Consider the following 16,688-nt stretch of genomic DNA (forward strand, 5'->3'; position numbering starts at 1 on the left):
GAACGGAACTGTCAAGACCTTGAGAAGGAGTGAACGTGGAATTACGCCGAGGTGACACCTCTCGTCTGCGACGGCAGAACGCGGTCCTGACCATGAAGCTGCTCCGCGAGCATGGGCCGGCCGGCCTGACCGAGCTCGCGTCCCAAAGCGGGCTGTCGCGCCCCACGGTGGAAGGGATCGTGGACTCACTCCTCGACGCCGGATGGCTGATCTCCCACGAACCGGAGTCCGGCCAGGTGGGGCGTCCGCGGCGATTGGTGGAGTTCCGCGCGAACGCGGGGCACGTCATGGGTGTGGACATCGGATCCGTGACCGTTCGCGCCGTCGTGTCCGATCTGGCGGGGGAGCCGGTGGGTTCCTCCTCCGTGTCCGTCCTCCCGGGTGACGGCCGGGAGACCCGGCTCCAGGCGGCGCGGTCGGCCGCGGCCCAGGCGGTGGCCGATGCCGGCCTCGCCTCCTCCGGGCTCTCCGCCGTCTGCGTGGGGACCACCGGCACGGTGAACACGGCGGGGGTGGTCACGCACTCCGTGGCTCTGCCCGGGTGGGAGGGTGTGGACCTGGCGGGTGCGCTGGGCGAGGACTATTCGTGCCCCGTGGTGGTGGAGAACGACTGCAATCTCGCGGCCATGGCGGAGGCCTGGAAGGGCGTGGCCGCCGGGTACAGCGAGGTGGCCTACATCCACTGCGGCATGAGGACCGGCGCCGGGCTGTTCATCAATGGGAGGCTGTACCGCGGGGCGCGGGGCCTGTCCGGCGAGATCGGCGCGCTCCCGCTGGTGGGCTGGCACCGGGCGCCGTCGCGACTGGCCGCCTTCTCCGGGCTCAGCGAAGGGATGCCCGGCGAGTCCGTCGCGGCCACGGTGTTCGACGCGGCCAAGTCCGGCGACGCCGAGGCGCGCTGGGCCGTGGAACGCTACGCCAGTGACCTGGCCGAGGGCATCGCCGCGCTGGTCCTGACCCTGGATCCGGAACTCGTGGTGCTGGGGGGCGGGGTGTCGAGGTCGGGGGAGATCCTGCTGGAACCGCTCGCCCGGTATCTCGCGCCGTTGTGCATCGAGGCGCCCCAGCTCAGCCTGTCCTCACTGGGGGAGAGGGCGGTCGTGTCCGGAGCTCTGCGGCATGCGCTGAACCTCGTGGACGATCAGCTGTACGACGTCGAGAGCGCGCTGCCTGCGCCCATGGCCGCCGCGTCCTGAGGCTCCGCCCGCCTGGCCGGCTCTTCCCGAGCCCCCTGGAAAACCCTTGACGCCGGTCCTGCTCGCCTGTACTTAATTAAAACTCCTTTCATTATTGAACTCGATGAGGAGTGTCATGAAGCGACGGACCAGCACCATCGGTGCCATCCTTGCCAGCACCGGTGTTCTCCTAGCGGCGGGCCTGGCTCCCGTCGTGGCTTCGCCAGGCCCGGTCGCGGCGCCTGCCGCCGTGCCGGCCGCGGTGCAGGCCGCCACCAGCTACTACATCGACCCGGCGGGCAGTGACACCGCGGACGGCCTGACTCCGGGTACCGCGTGGAAGAGCCTGTCGAAGGTCTCGTCCCAGACGTTCGGCCCGGGGGACCGCATCCTTTTCAAGGCCGGGGGCCAGTGGACCGGCCAGCTCGCGACCCACGGGTCCGGGGCGCCCGGCCAGCCGATCGTCGTCGGCGGTTATGGGACAGGCGCCAAGCCGCGGATCGACGGCGGAGGCGCGGTCGACGCCGCCGTGAAGGTGGAGAACGAGCACGACGTCACCATCGACGGTCTCGAGGTGACCAACGGCAACGGCGGCACCACACCGCGCATCGGCATCCAGGTGACCGCCCGGGACTACGGCGCGGTGGACGGCGTGACCGTCAGGAACAGCTACGTCCACGGCATCCAGGGGGCCACGAGCGGCAACGACTCGTCCAACCCGTCCGTGGGTGGCATCATCGTCTCCGCGCTGGGCTCCACCACGCCCACCTTCTACCGCGGCCTGCGGATCGAGGGCAATGAAGTGGCGGATTCCCGCTCTTACGGCATCGTGACCTGGTCCTCCTGGATGCAGCGCGAAGGCTGGAACGAACTCTGGGACTTCATGCCGGTTCCCGCGGGCGGCTACCGTGCCTGGACGCCCAGCACCGGCGTCGTCGTCACGGGAAACAACGTGCACGACATCTCCGCCGGCGGGATCACCGTGATGCAGGCGCAGGGCGCCCGGATCGACCACAACCGGGTGGACAAGACGGCGCAGAACCACGGAAATGTGGGCATCTGGTGGGCCGGAGCCGATGACACCGTGGTGGAGTTCAACGAGGTGTCCGGCACCAAGTACTGGGGGCTGTCCAGCGACGGAAACGGTTTCGACGCCGACGCCTCCGTTCACCGCAGCCTGGTGCAGTACAACTACAGCCACGACAACGAAGGTGGCTTCTTCATCGCCGTCTCCACAGGTACCGGCCCGGCCGAGGCGACCATCCGCCACAACGTGAGCCAGGGCGACGGCAACCAGATCTTCGCCCTGTCCACGAACGCGAAGAACATCGACATCTACAACAACACGATCTGGACGCCCCTGACCCCGTTCATCGCGAACAACCCCGACCGGGCGCAGTTCAGCATGGTCAAGGTGTGGAACACTTCCGTCTCCAACGTCACCTTCCGCAACAACATCATCTACAACGGGGCCAATCTCGCCTATCGGGACTCCGCCGCCGTGAGGTACGACCGCAACTTCTACCAGAGCGGGCCCGTCCCGGCCGGGGACCATGCAGCCCTGACCGGGACGGCCGGACTGAGCGCGCCCGGAGCCGCCACCTCGATCAATGATCTGGTCGGCTACACCCCGACGGCGGGATCCCCCGTCACGGCCCAGGGTCTCGACATCCCGTTCGACGGCGGCCGCGACGTCCGTGGCACGATGCTGCACTCCGGCATGGTCGATCTGGGCGCCGTGCAGTCCACCGCGGGAGCAGGCCTCGACGAGGCGGCCCCCACCGTGACCACGAGCTTCGGCAACGGCCAGTCGACCGTTCCGGCCGCCGTCGCCGATGGCAGTGACCTGGCGGTCTGGGCAAGCCCGTCCAGCGGGGTGCAGTTCCCCGGCGACATCACCTTGCAGTTCGCCAGCCCGCGCACCGTGAAGGCGGTGGAGCTCGCCACGACCTTCGGCGCCGGGCAGGGCATCAGGACCGTCGACGTCCAGAGCTGGAACGGCACGGCCTGGGTCACCCAGCTCGCCAACGCCCAGATCACCTGGACCGGCAACTCCGGCACGGTGGAGCGGAAGGCCGTCCAGCTGCCGACCGGTGTGACCACGGGCAAGATCCGGCTGGTGGTCAAGGCTGCGAACCAGACGTGGGGCAATCTGGCCGTCAGCGAGATCTCGACCCGCTGATCCGCACGCACGCCTCGATCCGGGCCGGGTGCCGGGCCTCCTTGAGGTCCGGCGTCCGGCCTGCGAGAGTGGGCGTGGCCCCGCCTCAGACACCGCGCCGGGCCCCTTCTCGGCCCCGCATCGCCCCGAACCCCGAAAGGCGGCAGACGACATGACCGCAGCGAAGAAGCAGCACATCCTGGTGATCGGCGTCGACGGGTGCCGGCACGACAGCCTGCTGGCGGCCCGCACTCCGAATCTGGACGGGCTGGCGGCCCGTGGATTCCTCGTGCCGGTGCGCGTGGACCACCGGAATCCCACCATCTCCGGGCCCGTCTGGTCCACGGTGGCGAGCGGCGTCTACTCGGATCTGCACGGCATCCGTGACAACCAGCTCGGCGGACACCGGTTGGAAGAGTACCCGGACTTCCTGCGTCGCGTGCGGGAACTGATCCCCGGCGCGACGACCTTCGCCGCAGCGGCCTGGGGACCGCTCGTCACGGAATCCGCGGGAGGCCCGGTCTTCGCTCCGGGCGGCTACCGTCCGGGCCTGCCTGTGGACTCCGAAGAGGGCGATCTGGACACCATCGAGGTCATGGACGAGGCGGTCACCTCGCGGGTGGCCCGCGTGCTTCTCCACGAAGCCCCCACGGTCACCTTCGCCTATCTGCTCCTGGTGGACATGGTGGGGCACCACGAGGGTGTGACGCCGAGGTACCAGGAGGCGATCGAACGCTGTGATCAGCAGATCGGCGTCATGCTGGCGGCGATCGAACAGCGCCCCACCCGCTCCGAGGAGGACTGGACCGTGATCGTGCTGACCGACCACGGTCATCGCGACGCCGGACACCACGGCGGGGACAGCGACGAGGAGCGCACTGCCTGGATGTGCGCCGCGGGCCCGGGGATCGGGGGTCCGGGCCAGCGCCGGGACGTGGATCATGCGGACGTCCACCCGCACATCCTGTCGTTGCTCGGCATCGAGCCGGAACCGTCCTGGGGGCTCGTGGGGAGTCCGCTCGGCTGAGCCGCGCCCAGGTGAGTTGGGCGCTGGCCGGCGACGACGGCGCCGGGTGAGCCGTGGGGTGACCCGGGAGTCGTGCGGCGGGGCGTCGTCGTCGGGCATCCGGGCATGAGCCGCCCTCCGCGAGGAACCTCCTGCCGATAGGATCGGAAGGGCCGACATCAACCGAGGAGTCCCCGCGTGAGCAGCCAGCAGCCTTTCCGGCCCCGTGCCGTGTTCCTGGACATCGATGGCACCTACGCGGATCACGGCCTGGTCCCGGAGGAGCATGTGGAAGCCGTCCAGCTGGCCCGGAGCATCGGCCACCAGGTGTTCCTCTGCACCGGACGGCCGCTGGCCATGATCGCGGACCGCATTCTGGAACCAGGGTTCGACGGCGTCGTCTCCGGTGCGGGCGCGCGCGTGGACGTGGGCGGGGAGGTCCTGCGGGACACGCGGTTTGAGCAGGGCCTGGCGGACCGCGTGATCGAGGCACTCGACGCCCATCACGCCGCCTACATCCTGGAGGCTCCACACGCCCTCCATGGCCGGCATGGGGTGGACCAGCGGCTGCGTGACGTGCTGGCCCCCATCTTCGCCGGCCGTGAGCGGGGGCATGGGCGGCACAGTGCCACGGTCGACCCCGCGGCGGACATCCTCGGTCCCATGCAGTACGCCGACGACCTGCGGGGAACCTCCTTCGCCAAGGTCTCCTGCTTCGCCTCGGACACCCCGCTGACTCGGGTGATCGCGGAACTCGGTCCGGAAGTGGGCCTGGTGCCGAGCTCGCTCTCGGCACTCGGGGACGGGGCCGGGGAGATCTTCGTCGCGGGAACCCACAAGGCCGTGGGCATCCGGGTGGTCCAGGATCATCTGGGACTGGCCCGGGAGGACATCATCGCCATCGGAGACGGCGCCAACGACCTGGAGATGGTGGAGTACGCGGGCATCGGGATCGCCGTCGAGGGCGCGGCGCCGGACCTCGTGGCGGTGTCGGACCGTATGACGGCCCGCCCGGCGGAACACGGCGTGGCCCGCGCGCTCGCGGAGCTGGGGCTGCTGGGCTGACTCTTGGCCTCCGTGGCGGAAATTTCTGTCATGACTCAGCGAATTTGTCATGCAGCAGTGAATTAATGTCAGACCCCTCCGGAAGAGTGGGGTCATGGAAACGATCGTGGGGGAGTCGCCCACCTCAACCGACGCGGAGACGCTGGGCGAGCTCTCGGCCGTGGTCGAAGACTGCACGCAGGCGCTCTGCGAGGCGGGTTCGACGTCGGCCGGACGTTTCGCGGGATCGGCCGAGGGGTCGTGGGAGGGGACGATGGCCTTCGCGCGGCGGGTGGAGGAGCTGTCCCGGGTGGTGGAATCACTGCAGATCCGGGCCGCAGCAGCCGTCGAGGATGAGTGGGGCGAGTCCGGAGTGGACGGTGCCATCCGGAGGTCCGGGCGCGGGATCGAGCGGCGGACGAAGGGTGCGGAGTTCCGGAATCCGGCGGAGTGTCTTCGTGGTGTGCTGAGGATCGGCATTTCGGAAGCCCGACGCCGTCTGGCTCTGGCCCGGATGGTGGTGCCGGGCAGGACACTGCACGGCGAGCCGCTGCCGCCCGTCAGGCCCCGGCTGGCCGATTTGGTGGCCCGCGGTGAAGTCTCGTCCCGGACCGCGACCGTCATCGCCCTGGCCCTGGACTCCGTGCATCACGTGGCAGCGCCCGAGGCGCAGATTGCCATGGAGGCTTCCTTGGTGGAGGCGTCCCGGTCGTACGACCAGGACGCGGTCCGCATCTTGTCCCGTCGCTGGGTGGACGGGCTCCACCAGGACGGTGACGAGCCGTCGGAGGAGGAACTCGGGCGGCGCCAGGGTGCGTTCGTCCGGAAAGCGGTCAGAGGGCTGCACCACCTGGAGATCTTCGCGACCACGGAACAGTTCGAGCACCTGGTGACGGTCATGAACGCGAGCACGAATCCGCGGCTGGACAGTGGCGCCGGCGGCGCGCAGGTGGACGCGTGTGATGGGGCAGTCGACGATGAGGACGGCGCGAGTGGGACGGCTGGCTCGGCTTTCGAAGACCGCCGTTCCCGGGCGCAGAAGCTCCTGGAGGGGCTGGTCGGCGCCTGTCGCGTTGCCCTCGCGAGCGGCGGCTTGCCCCGGAACGGAGGACTCCGTCCACAGGTGATGGTGACGATTCCCTATGATCGGCTCTTCGAACAGCTCGGCGCTGCACGACGGCGAGGCGGCGAGGTGCGAGGTCAGGCTGACGACACCGGAGTGTCCCCGGTGGCGGCAACAGCAGGAGGCCGTGGTGACGACCCGCAGGGCCGGCCTGGCGACGTGCCCGGATCACGGCCGGACAGCGTCGGGTTCCCACCGACGGAACCTCTCGAGCCGACGGAGGACGAAGCGAGTCCTGGCCCGGGGGTCGACCCGGGGTGGCCGCCGTGGACGGGGCGTCAACGGGAGGTCGTCCCCGAGGCGGGTTCGTTCGTGTTCACGGGGCCGGTCAACGCCCGGACCATCCGGCGTCTGGCCTGTGATGCCGAGCTGATACCGGTGGTGCTCGGCGGCGAAGGGGAGGTTCTGGACATCGGGAGGGCATCGAGGGTCTTCCCTCCGGCGGTGCGGAAAGCCCTGGTGGCCAGGGACTTGGGCTGTGCGTTTCCCGGCTGCACCATGCCCGCGACGTGGTGCGAAGCCCACCATGTCGAGTACTGGTCCCGAGGCGGTCCGACGAGCGTGGCCAACGGAGTGCTCCTGTGCAGCCATCACCATCACGTGATTCACCGGGAAGACTGGGAAATCCACATGAGACGCGGCGTTCCGTGGTTCGTTCCTCCGAAGTATCTCGATCCGGGACGGACTCCACGGCGGAATCACTGTGGGCAACGTCCCGCGCCGTCGAGGTCTGCCGCGTGAATCTTTGGCGGGTACCCGCGGATCAGGGCACCCGGAGATCAGGGGAGCAGTGGATCGGGGTACCCGGGGAGCAGCGGACCAGAGGATCGAGAGCCGGCCGAGTCATCGCAGCCGACGCCTCACGATCCGCCATGCCCGTGAAACCTCCAGGAAACGCGGATTTACCGTGGCGACACACGTCGATACCTCGCCGAAACGCCGACGTCACGGCCGGGGCATGACGGCTCCGTAGCGTGCAGGTCAGGAACCTAAGCCATCGACCAGGAGGCAGCTCTTGACCCAGGACACTCTCACGTCGCACCGCGACAACCCAGGACGGCCCACGCCGAAGGGGCCGGAAGATCAGGGACTCGCACTCCAGGACTCCGCAGCGCAGGCCGCCACCCGCGAAAGCCTGGAGGACTACACCCTCCGTTTCGCACCGCGTTCGTATCGGAAGTGGGGTGTCGGCGTCGTCGCCACCAGTGCGCTGGGCGGCATCGCCTACCTGGCCGACTTCGCCATCGGCGCCAATATCGGCATGGCGTATGGCACGGTCAACGCGCTCCTCGGCATCGCGATCGCTGCGGTCATCATCTTCGTGACCGGCTTCCCGCTTGCCTATTACGCGGCCCGGTACAACATCGACCTCGACCTCATCACCCGCGGATCCGGTTTCGGCTACTACGGCTCCATCCTGACCAACGTCATCTTCGCGGTGTTCACGTTCATCTTCTTCGCCCTCGAAGGCTCGATCATGGCTCAGGGCCTCGAACTGGGCCTCGGCATTCCGCGCTGGCTCGGTTACCTGATCTCCTCCGTGCTGATCATCCCGCTCGTCATCTTCGGCATGAACGCCCTCGCGAAGCTCCAGGTCTGGACCACTCCCTTGTGGCTTCTGCTCATGGTCGTGCCGCTCGTGTACCTGGTGGCCGCGCATCCCGATTCACTGGGCGCCTTCCTCAGCTATCAGGGAACGTCCGGCCAGGGCGGCGTGGACCTCGCATCCGCCATGCTCGCCGCCGGCGTCTGCCTCTCCCTCATGGCGCAGATCGCCGAGCAGATCGACTACCTGCGCTTCATGCCGCCCAAGACGCCCGAGAACAGCCGCTCCTGGTGGCGGGCTGTCATCCTCGCCGGTCCGGGCTGGGTGGTGTTCGGCGCTCTCAAGCAGGCGGTCGGCCTGTTCATCGCCGTCTACCTCGTCGCACGCCTGGACCCCGCGGCATCGGCAACGGCCAACGAGCCGGTCCACCAGTTCCTGGGTGTCTACCGGGAGATGATGCCACCGTGGCTGGCCATGACGCTCGCCGTCGTGCTGGTGGTGATCTCGCAGATCAAGATCAATGTCACCAACGCCTACTCGGGCTCGCTGGCCTGGACCAACTCCTTCACCCGGCTCACCCGCCGGTACCCGGGCCGGCTCGTGTTCGTGATCGTGAACGTCGGCATCGCGCTGGTCCTGATGGAGGCGGACATGTTCTCCTTCCTCAACGCGATCCTCGGCTTCTACGCGAACTGCGCCATGGCGTGGGTGGTCACGGTCGCCACCGACATCGGGATCAACAAGTACCTCCTGAAAATCTCCCCGAAGGTGCCGGAGTTCCGACGGGGCATGCTGTACGCGGTGAACCCGGTGGGCTTCGTGTCGATGCTCCTCTCGGCGGGCCTGTCCATCGCGGTGTTCTTCGGGGCATTCGGCCCGGCGATCCAGCCCTTCTCCCCGGTGGTCGCGGTCCTGGTCGCCTTCGTCGCCACACCGCTCATGGCGATCCTGACCCGGGGCAAGTACTACCTGCGCCGGACCGACGACGGCGTGGACCTCCCGATGTTCGATGAGCACGGCAACCCGTCGGGTGAGACGCTGCTGTGCCACGTCACGGGGCTGGAATTCGAACGGCCGGACATGAGCCGCTCCGCCGTCGACGGACCCGAGGGCGAGATCCGCTACGTCTCCTCCCTGGCTCTGGCGACGGACCGCAGCGGCGCGCACGTCCTCCCGGCCGATCCACGCTGACAAAGGAAAATCGGATGCAGGGCACTGCCGGAGGGGTTCCGGCAGTGCCCTGCGTCGCGTGGTGGCGACGGCCGGGTCACGAGCACGGAGACTGCGGCGCCCAGGGCGTCTTCAGGAAACTCGTTGCTTCTGGAAACATTCCGGAAACATTGCCGTACCTGGCCGAAACACGCCCTTTCTAGGATCGGAATCCCACCCCTGGGCGTCCGGTGTTCCGATCCGGCCCCACTCAGCAAGGAGCCCGCTGATGCGCCTTTCCCCACGTGAACAGGAAAAGCTGATGATCGTGGTCGCCGCCGATCTGGCACGGCGCAGACAGGCGCGCGGGCTCAAACTCAACTATCCCGAGGCGATCGCCATCCTCAGCTACGAGCTGATCGAAGGCGCGCGGGACGGCCGCTCCGTCGCCGATCTCATGTCCTGGGGCGCCACCATCCTCCGCCGCGAGGATGTCATGGACGGAGTGCCCGAGATGATCCACGACGTCCAGATCGAGGCCACCTTCCCGGACGGCACCAAGCTGGTCACCGTCCACGAACCGATCCGTTAGGCCGAGCCATGTCCCCTGAGAACAGCGCCCCTGAAAACAGTGCCTCTGACAACCACCCGGCATTCTTCACTCCCGGCGAGACCCTGGTCGCCGCAGGTTCCATCACCCTCAACGCGGGCCGGATCGTGACGGAGATCGACGTCACCAACACGGGTGACAGGCCGGTTCAGGTCGGCTCGCATTTCCACTTCGCCGAGACCAACCGCGGCCTCGACTTCGACCGCCAGGCCGCGCACGGCCGCCGTCTCGACATCCCGGCCGGGACCGCGGTGCGCTTCGAGCCCGGCGACACCAAGACGGTCCGGCTCGTCCCACTGGCGGGAGCCCGCGAGGTCTACGGCCTCCGCGGCCTGACGGAAGGGCCGCTCGACGGCGGCCCCAGCGGCGACGGGAACAGCGACGGGAACGAGGACGCGCCGTCGTCGTCGGGCGAGGGAGCAGAAGGCAGCCTGCCCAACCTCACGATCCCGCGCACCCAGTACGCCCAGCTCTACGGTCCCACCACCGGTGACCGCGTCCGGCTCGGGGACACCGGGCTGTTCGCCGAGGTGGAACGTGACCTGACGGTGTACGGCGAGGAGGTGGTCTTCGGCGGCGGCAAGGTGCTCCGCGACGGCATGGGCCAGAACGGGCAGGTGACCCGCGACGGCGGCGACGTCCCGGACACCGTGATCACCAATGCGCTGATCGTGGACCACAGCGGCATCTACAAGGCCGACGTCGCGCTGCGCGACGGTCACATCCAGGCGATCGGCAAAGCCGGCAATCCGCTCATCCAGGATGGCGTGGACATCGTGGTCGGCGCCTCCACCGAGATCATCGCGGGGGAGCGGAAGATCCTCACCGCCGGTGGCATCGACACCCACATCCATTTCATCTCCCCGGAGCAGATCCCCACCGCGCTGGCTTCGGGCGTGACCACGATGATCGGCGGCGGCACCGGCCCCGCGGAAGGCACCAAGGCCACCACCGTCACGCCCGGAGCCTGGCATATCGCCCGCATGCTGCAAGCGGCGGAGGGTCTGCCCATGAACATCGGGCTCCTCGGCAAGGGCCACGCCAGCACCACGGAGCCGCTCGCCGAGCAGATCCGCGCCGGGGCCATCGGTCTGAAGATCCATGAGGACTGGGGCGCGACGCACTCCTCTATCGACATGGCGCTGCGGGTCGCGGACGAGTTCGACGTGCAGGTGGCCATCCACACGGACACCCTGAACGAGTGCGGCTTCGTCGAGGACACCGTCGCCGCGATCGGGGACCGGGTGATCCACACCTTCCACACCGAGGGCGCGGGAGGCGGACACGCCCCGGACATCATCGCGATCGCGGCCCAGCCGAACGTTCTGCCGGCGTCCACCAATCCCACCATCCCCTTCACCCGCAACACGGCGGAGGAACACCTGGACATGCTCATGGTGTGCCACCACCTGAGCCCGGCCATCCCCGAAGACGTGGCGTTCGCCGACTCCCGGATCCGCCCCGAGACCATCGCGGCGGAGGACGTGCTGCACGATCTGGGCGTCTTCTCCATCATGTCGAGCGACTCCCAGGCCATGGGCCGCGTGGGCGAAGTGGTCACCCGCACCTGGCAGCTGGCCGACAAGATGAAAGCCCAGCGAGGACATCTCAACCCGGACGGCAGCACGACGCCGGCGGGCGACGGCACTGGCACCGGGACCGGCGCCGACAATTTCCGCATCAAGCGGTACGTCGCCAAGTACACCATCAACCCCGCCATCGCCCAGGGCATCGCCGATTCGGTGGGCAGCGTGGAAGTGGGCAAATTCGCCGATCTGGTCCTGTGGGATCCGGCGTTCTTCGGGGTCAAGCCGGACCTGGTCCTCAAGGGCGGCACGATCGCCAACTCCGTCATGGGTGACCCGAACGCCTCCATCCCCACGCCGCAGCCGCAGACCCTGCGGATGGCCTTCGGCGCCTACGGTGGCAGCGTGCAGGCCTCCTCGATCACCTTCCTCTCCCAGGCTGCGATCGACGCCGGCGTGCCGGAGACCCTGGGACTGAAGAAGGTCATCCGCCCGGTGCACGGCATCCGCACCCTGCGGAAACAGGACCTGCCGTTCAACGGGGAGACGCCGCGGCTCGAGGTGGACCCGCAGACCTACGAAGTCAGAGTGGACGGTGAGGCCGTGACCTGCGATCCGGTGGACACCGTGCCTCTGGGCCAGCGGTACTTCCTGTTCTGACCGTCGGTCCGGAACCGGTTTCAACGAGGCGATCCGGGCCGCCACGCCACGCACCGCACGCGGGGCGTGGCCCGCAGAATGGAGCGCAGAATGGAGGACAACGATGATCGTGACCAGCATCCTGGGGAACATCCATGACCAGGAGAACCCCTTCCCGTCCGGCCACCGGGAGAAAGTCATCCTTCCCGTGGCCGATCTGGCCAAGCGGATCCAGCGCGTGACCAGTGATCACGGCCGGGAGCTGGGCATCCGGCTGCCCACCGGCTCTCCCGATCTGCGCGACGGCGACGTGCTGTTCGCGGAGGAGGGCAACGCCGTCGTCGTGGCGGTGGAGGCCAGCGACGTGCTGGTGATCGCTCCGCGGACCATCGGTGAGGCGCTGTTCACGGCCCACTCGCTGGGCAACCGGCATCTGCAGGCGCAGTTCTTCGGAGCCGATTCGGACCATGGCGCCGACGTCATGGTGTGCCAGTATGACCACACGGTGGCCGACTTCCTGGACCACCACGAGGTGCCGTACAGCCGTCAGGAACGCGTCATGGCCGTGCCTTTCCGGCACGCGGAGCACACGCACTGATGAACGCGCCGGCCCCCAGTCTCGCGGCTCTTCTGCAGCTCACCGACTCGGCCCTGCCGACCGGTGCGTTCAGCCACTCCTTCGGCCTGGAGTCGTACCTGGACAGTGGGGAGGTGCTGGACGAGGCCACGCTGCTCGCCTGGCTGGAAGGCTATCTCAGCACGCAGCTCACGTTCACCGACGCCATCGCGGTGCGCCGGGCGTGCCGGCTGGCCGCGGGCCTCGGGGACGATTCCGCCGGAGCGTCGCGGGACCGGCTCCACGAACTCGACGCCGAACTCGGCGCACTGCTCATCCCGCGCCAGCTGCGCGAGGCGAGCCTGCGGATGGGCCGGCGGCTCCTGGAGATCGCGGCGGAGTCCTTCCCCTCACCGCCTGTCGCCGCGTATGCCGACGCCGTGGCCGAGGGGCACTGTCAGGGGCACTTCGTCCTGTCCTTCGCCCTGGCGGCCGCCGGGCTCGGCTTCGCAGAGGACGCGGTCGTGGAAGCCCACCTCTCGGCCGCTCTCACGTCGCTCGCGTACAACGCCGTGCGGGCCATCCCCCTGGGCCAGCTCTCCGGGCAGCGCGTCCTGGCAGGGCTGCGCGCCCGGGTGCCGGCCGCCGTCGAGCTGTCCCGGACCGCGGACGAGAGGCACTTCGGAGCCGCGGCCCCAGCCCTTGAAATCCATCAGATGCGGCACGAACACCAGCGTGCCCGCATGTTCGCCAGTTGAGGAGCATGACCATGAACGATCCCGTGATCATCGGCATCGGCGGCCCCGTGGGCGCCGGGAAGACCCAGTTGGTGGAGCGGGTGACCCGTGCGCTCATCGACGAATTCTCCATGGCCGCCATCACCAACGACATCTACACGATCGAGGATGCGAAGATCCTGGCGCGCAACGGCGTGCTCCCGGAGGACCGGATCGTCGGCGTGGAGACCGGTGGCTGTCCGCACACCGCCATCCGCGAGGACACGTCCATGAACACCGCGGCCATCGAGGACCTCAAGGAGCGCCACCCCGGGCTCGAACTGATCTTCGTCGAGTCGGGTGGAGACAACCTCTCGGCGACGTTCAGCCCGGAGCTGGTGGACTTCTCCGTCTACGTCATCGACGTGGCCCAGGGCGAGAAGATCCCGCGCAAAGCCGGTCAGGGCATGATCAAATCCGATCTTCTGGTGATCAACAAGACGGACCTCGCCCCGCACGTGGGCGCCGATCTGGCGGTCATGGAGAGTGATTCGAAGTCCTTCCGCGGCGAACGCCCCTTCTGTTTCACCAATCTCAAGACCGACGACGGCCTGGACTACGTGCTGAACTGGATCCGCCGGGACGTGCTGATGACGGATCTCTCATGACAGTGATCACGGCACCGGCGGGGCCGGGCGGGAAGCCACCGGCCAAGGGGGCCGCTTCGCTGAGGGAGGTTCCCTTGACGGGCGAACTGCGCCTCCGCCTGGAGGCGAGGCAGGGCCGGTCCGTGGTGGCGGAGCAGTACCACGCCGGCGCCCTGCGGATGCTGCGGCCGCTCGATCCGGGCGGGCCGCAATCGGATGATCGCGCCCGGCAGGTGATGGTCACGGCGATCAATCCGGGCGGCGGTTACCTGGGAGGGGACCGTTATCTGCTCGGCGCCGAGCTGGGTGAGGACAGTTCGCTGCTGCTGACCACGCAATCGGCCACGAAGGTGTACCGCACACCGCAGGGGCCCGCGGGCTTGCGTCAGGAGTTCCGTCTGGGGGCCGGGGCGCGACTCGAATCGGTCCCGGACGGCCTCATCGCGTACCAGGCCGCCAGCTACCACCAGGACACCGAGGTGTGGATGCACCCGACGGCGTCGCTCGCCCTCGCGGAGACCGTGACGCACGGCTGGGCGCCGGACGGCACGCCGTTTCGCTTCGACGAGGTGTCCCTGCGCACGCGCGTCCACGTCGGGGGACGGCTGGCGGTGTCGGACAATCTGCTGCTGCGCCCGGAGCATGGCGGCACGGCGCGCCTCATGCTCGGTGGGCACTCACATCTGGCCACGCTGCTGGTGGTCGACCCCCGGGCGGACGACGACGCCGTGCGCCGGCTGCGCGACGAGCTCGGCGTCATCGCCCAACCGGCGTCTTCCGGAACGCTTCTCGGGATCACGCGCCTCGCCGTGCCGGGTTTCGTGTTGCGTGCCCTGGCCGGCAGCACCCAGTCCGCGGAAGCGGTGCTGCACCGTGCCCTGGGATGGATGCGACGGCACTGGCACGGACAGGACCCGCTGGAGCTCCGGAAGTATTGACCTGAGGAAGTACTGAGATGCGACACAAGACCTTTCGGGCCGCGGCCGTGGTCCTGGCCCTGCACCTTCTGGCGGGGGCGTTCCTCCTGGCCGCGGGCGGCGCCCAGGCGGGAGCCGCCCTGGGACTGTGTGCGGTGGCGTACCTGGCCGGGGTGAAGCACTCCTACGACTGGGACCACATCGCCGCGATCGACAATTCGAGCCGTCGGTTCGCCGCGCAGGGGAGTTATCACACGGGCGTGGGTCTCGCGTTCAGCCTGGGCCACTGCACCGTGGTGGTGCTCGCCTGCGCGCTCGTGGTGCTGGGAGTGGGATCGACGCAGCAGCTCTTCGCCGAAGGCAGCACGGCGAACGTGGTCCTGTCCTGCATCGGAGCGGCGGTGTCCGGGTTCTTCCTGCTGGCACTCGGGCTGGTCAACTCGGGCGCCTTCCTCGGAACGGCCAGGACGGCCCGGCTCGTCCGGGAGGGGCGGCCGGTCAGCGCCCAGGACCTGGAGCCCCGGGGCCTGGCGGCGCGCCTGGTGGCGGCCCCGCTGCGGGCGGTGCGCGCACCGCGGCACCTCTACGCGGTGGGGTTCCTGTTCGGGCTCGGCTTCGACACGGCCACCACGGTCGGACTGCTGGTGACGTCCGCCTCGGCGGTCCTGGCCGGTGTGCCCGCCGTCGCGCTGCTGGCCATGCCGTTTGCCTTCTCCGCCGCCATGACCCTTTTCGACACGGCCAATGGCGCCGCGATGATGACGCTCTACCGGAACGCCCTCGCCCAGCCGTTGCAGCGGCTCCGCTTCAATCTGGTGGTGACCGGGATGTCGGCCGTGTCCGCGCTGTTCGTCGCCGCGATCACCCTCGGCGCTCTGTTCCGTGAGCTGCTGGGGTTGGCGGACCCGGTCACTGGGTTCCTGGCGTCGATCGACCTGGGCGACGCCGGTCTGCTGCTGGTGGCGTCGTTCCTGCTGGTCTGGGCGGTGTCGGCGCTCGGCCGTCGCTTGAGTCCCGCACTGGGCCGCCGCAAAGCCTGAGCCGAACGCAGCGGGCGCACGACGGCGGAGGGGTTCAGATCCCGGTGTAGCGCCCGGGCCGGTGGTTGAAGGCCAGGATGATGTTCAGGACGACGGCGCCCGCGGCCGAGAGCAGCACGAGTGGCCAGGGGACCACCGTCAGGGCGTCCAGGATCACCAGCAGGTCCGCCACCATGAGCACGTAGCCGGCGCGCCATCCCACCCGCTCCTGGATGAGCAGCGCCAGGATGTTGAATCCGCCCAGGCTCGCCTTGTGGCGGAACAGGATGAGCAGGCCGACGCCGGACAGCAGGTTTCCGGCGAGGGCGCCGTAGACCGGGTCGAGGTGGATCTGCCCGAGTGCCAGCGGGTGCAGGGAGGTGAGTGCGGAGACCGCGAGGGCACACACGATGGTGCGGAGGGTGAAGTTCCAGCCCTTCTTCCAAGCGGCGAGGGCGAAGAACGGTGCGTTGACCAGGAGGAAGACCACTCCGAAGGGGGCGCCGGCCGCGTAGCTGAGGAGCAGGGAGAGCCCCGCCGTCCCGCCGGTCACCGTGCCGCTGCTGTGCAGGAGGTACAGGCCGAGCGAAGCGATGAAGGTTCCCGTCACGAGCCCGAGCAGATCCTCGGCCACGCCATGCCGGGAGGGCCCGGGCGCGGCCGACGGGGCGGCCGACGGGGCCGCCGGCTGAACCGCGGACGGGACTGCGGGGGATTCCGGACGTGCGGTGGAGGCGTCCTGAGGACGACGGGCCTGCATGATGCTCATGACAAAATGGTCGGAATTCTGGGACATCCGCGCAAGCTCCTTCGCTTCCACTGGGATGAATGCCAAGATGAATCCCGAAAACCAG

Annotated in this window: 14 protein-coding genes; 13 read left to right on the forward strand and 1 reads right to left on the reverse strand. The window is 68.8% G+C overall.

Features of this window, described 5'->3' with window-relative positions:
- The first annotated feature begins 35 nt into the window (after window positions 1–35).
- The 13 genes from AB4Y75_RS05880 to AB4Y75_RS05940 all read left to right on the forward strand — a co-directional run bounded on the left by AB4Y75_RS05880 (window position 36) and on the right by AB4Y75_RS05940 (window position 15,855).
- Window positions 36–1,196, forward strand: a complete 1,161-nt coding sequence (locus tag AB4Y75_RS05880; RefSeq protein WP_441434914.1) for an ROK family transcriptional regulator — start codon at window positions 36–38, stop codon at window positions 1,194–1,196.
- 115 nt (window positions 1,197–1,311) lie between these two features.
- Window positions 1,312–3,357: a right-handed parallel beta-helix repeat-containing protein gene (locus tag AB4Y75_RS05885; protein ID WP_441434915.1), complete on the forward strand. Its 2,046-nt coding sequence runs from the start codon at window positions 1,312–1,314 to the stop codon at window positions 3,355–3,357.
- 151 nt (window positions 3,358–3,508) lie between these two features.
- A complete protein-coding gene (locus AB4Y75_RS05890) occupies window positions 3,509–4,363 on the forward strand; it encodes an alkaline phosphatase family protein (RefSeq protein ID WP_441434916.1) in 855 nt (284 codons plus the stop codon).
- Window positions 4,364–4,540: 177 nt separating this feature from the next.
- Entirely contained in the window at window positions 4,541–5,407 is an 867-nt protein-coding gene (locus AB4Y75_RS05895) for an HAD hydrolase family protein (RefSeq protein WP_441434917.1), read from the forward strand.
- A 94-nt stretch (window positions 5,408–5,501) separates the two neighbouring features.
- Window positions 5,502–7,250 carry a DUF222 domain-containing protein gene (locus tag AB4Y75_RS05900; protein ID WP_441434918.1) on the forward strand — a complete coding sequence of 583 codons (1,749 nt, stop codon included), beginning with the start codon at window positions 5,502–5,504 and terminating at the stop codon, window positions 7,248–7,250.
- 274 nt (window positions 7,251–7,524) lie between these two features.
- Window positions 7,525–9,246, forward strand: coding sequence for a purine-cytosine permease family protein (locus AB4Y75_RS05905; RefSeq protein ID WP_441434919.1), 1,722 nt, complete (start codon window positions 7,525–7,527; stop codon window positions 9,244–9,246).
- Window positions 9,247–9,493: 247 nt separating this feature from the next.
- The gene (locus AB4Y75_RS05910) at window positions 9,494–9,796 is read left to right on the forward strand and encodes an urease subunit gamma (RefSeq protein ID WP_208188992.1); all 303 of its coding nucleotides are present in this window, start codon (window positions 9,494–9,496) and stop codon (window positions 9,794–9,796) included.
- 83 nt (window positions 9,797–9,879) lie between these two features.
- Complete coding sequence (gene ureC / locus AB4Y75_RS05915) at window positions 9,880–12,000, forward strand: urease subunit alpha (protein WP_441435270.1); 2,121 nt, start codon at window positions 9,880–9,882, stop codon at window positions 11,998–12,000.
- 103 nt (window positions 12,001–12,103) lie between these two features.
- A complete protein-coding gene (ureE, locus tag AB4Y75_RS05920; protein WP_441434920.1) occupies window positions 12,104–12,577 on the forward strand; it encodes an urease accessory protein UreE in 474 nt (157 codons plus the stop codon).
- Window positions 12,577–13,293, forward strand: a complete 717-nt coding sequence (locus tag AB4Y75_RS05925) for an urease accessory protein UreF (RefSeq protein ID WP_441434921.1) — start codon at window positions 12,577–12,579, stop codon at window positions 13,291–13,293. The genes ureE and AB4Y75_RS05925 overlap by 1 nt, the downstream gene beginning before the upstream one ends.
- 11 nt (window positions 13,294–13,304) lie before the next feature.
- Window positions 13,305–13,919, forward strand: a complete 615-nt coding sequence (gene ureG / locus AB4Y75_RS05930) for an urease accessory protein UreG (RefSeq protein WP_441434922.1) — start codon at window positions 13,305–13,307, stop codon at window positions 13,917–13,919.
- A 74-nt stretch (window positions 13,920–13,993) separates the two neighbouring features.
- Window positions 13,994–14,836 carry an urease accessory protein UreD gene (locus AB4Y75_RS05935; RefSeq protein WP_441434923.1) on the forward strand — a complete coding sequence of 281 codons (843 nt, stop codon included), beginning with the start codon at window positions 13,994–13,996 and terminating at the stop codon, window positions 14,834–14,836.
- A 17-nt stretch (window positions 14,837–14,853) separates the two neighbouring features.
- Window positions 14,854–15,855, forward strand: coding sequence for a HoxN/HupN/NixA family nickel/cobalt transporter (locus AB4Y75_RS05940; RefSeq protein ID WP_441434924.1), 1,002 nt, complete (start codon window positions 14,854–14,856; stop codon window positions 15,853–15,855).
- Window positions 15,856–15,889: 34 nt separating this feature from the next.
- On the opposite strand, the gene AB4Y75_RS05945 is transcribed toward AB4Y75_RS05940, so the two are convergent.
- Entirely contained in the window at window positions 15,890–16,603 is a 714-nt protein-coding gene (locus AB4Y75_RS05945) for a YitT family protein (RefSeq protein WP_441434925.1), read from the reverse strand.
- Between the last annotated feature and the right edge of the window lie 85 nt (window positions 16,604–16,688).

The sequence above is a fragment of the Arthrobacter sp. RAF14 genome (genome assembly GCF_052114185.1).
GTDB lineage: Bacteria > Actinomycetota > Actinomycetes > Actinomycetales > Micrococcaceae > Arthrobacter_E.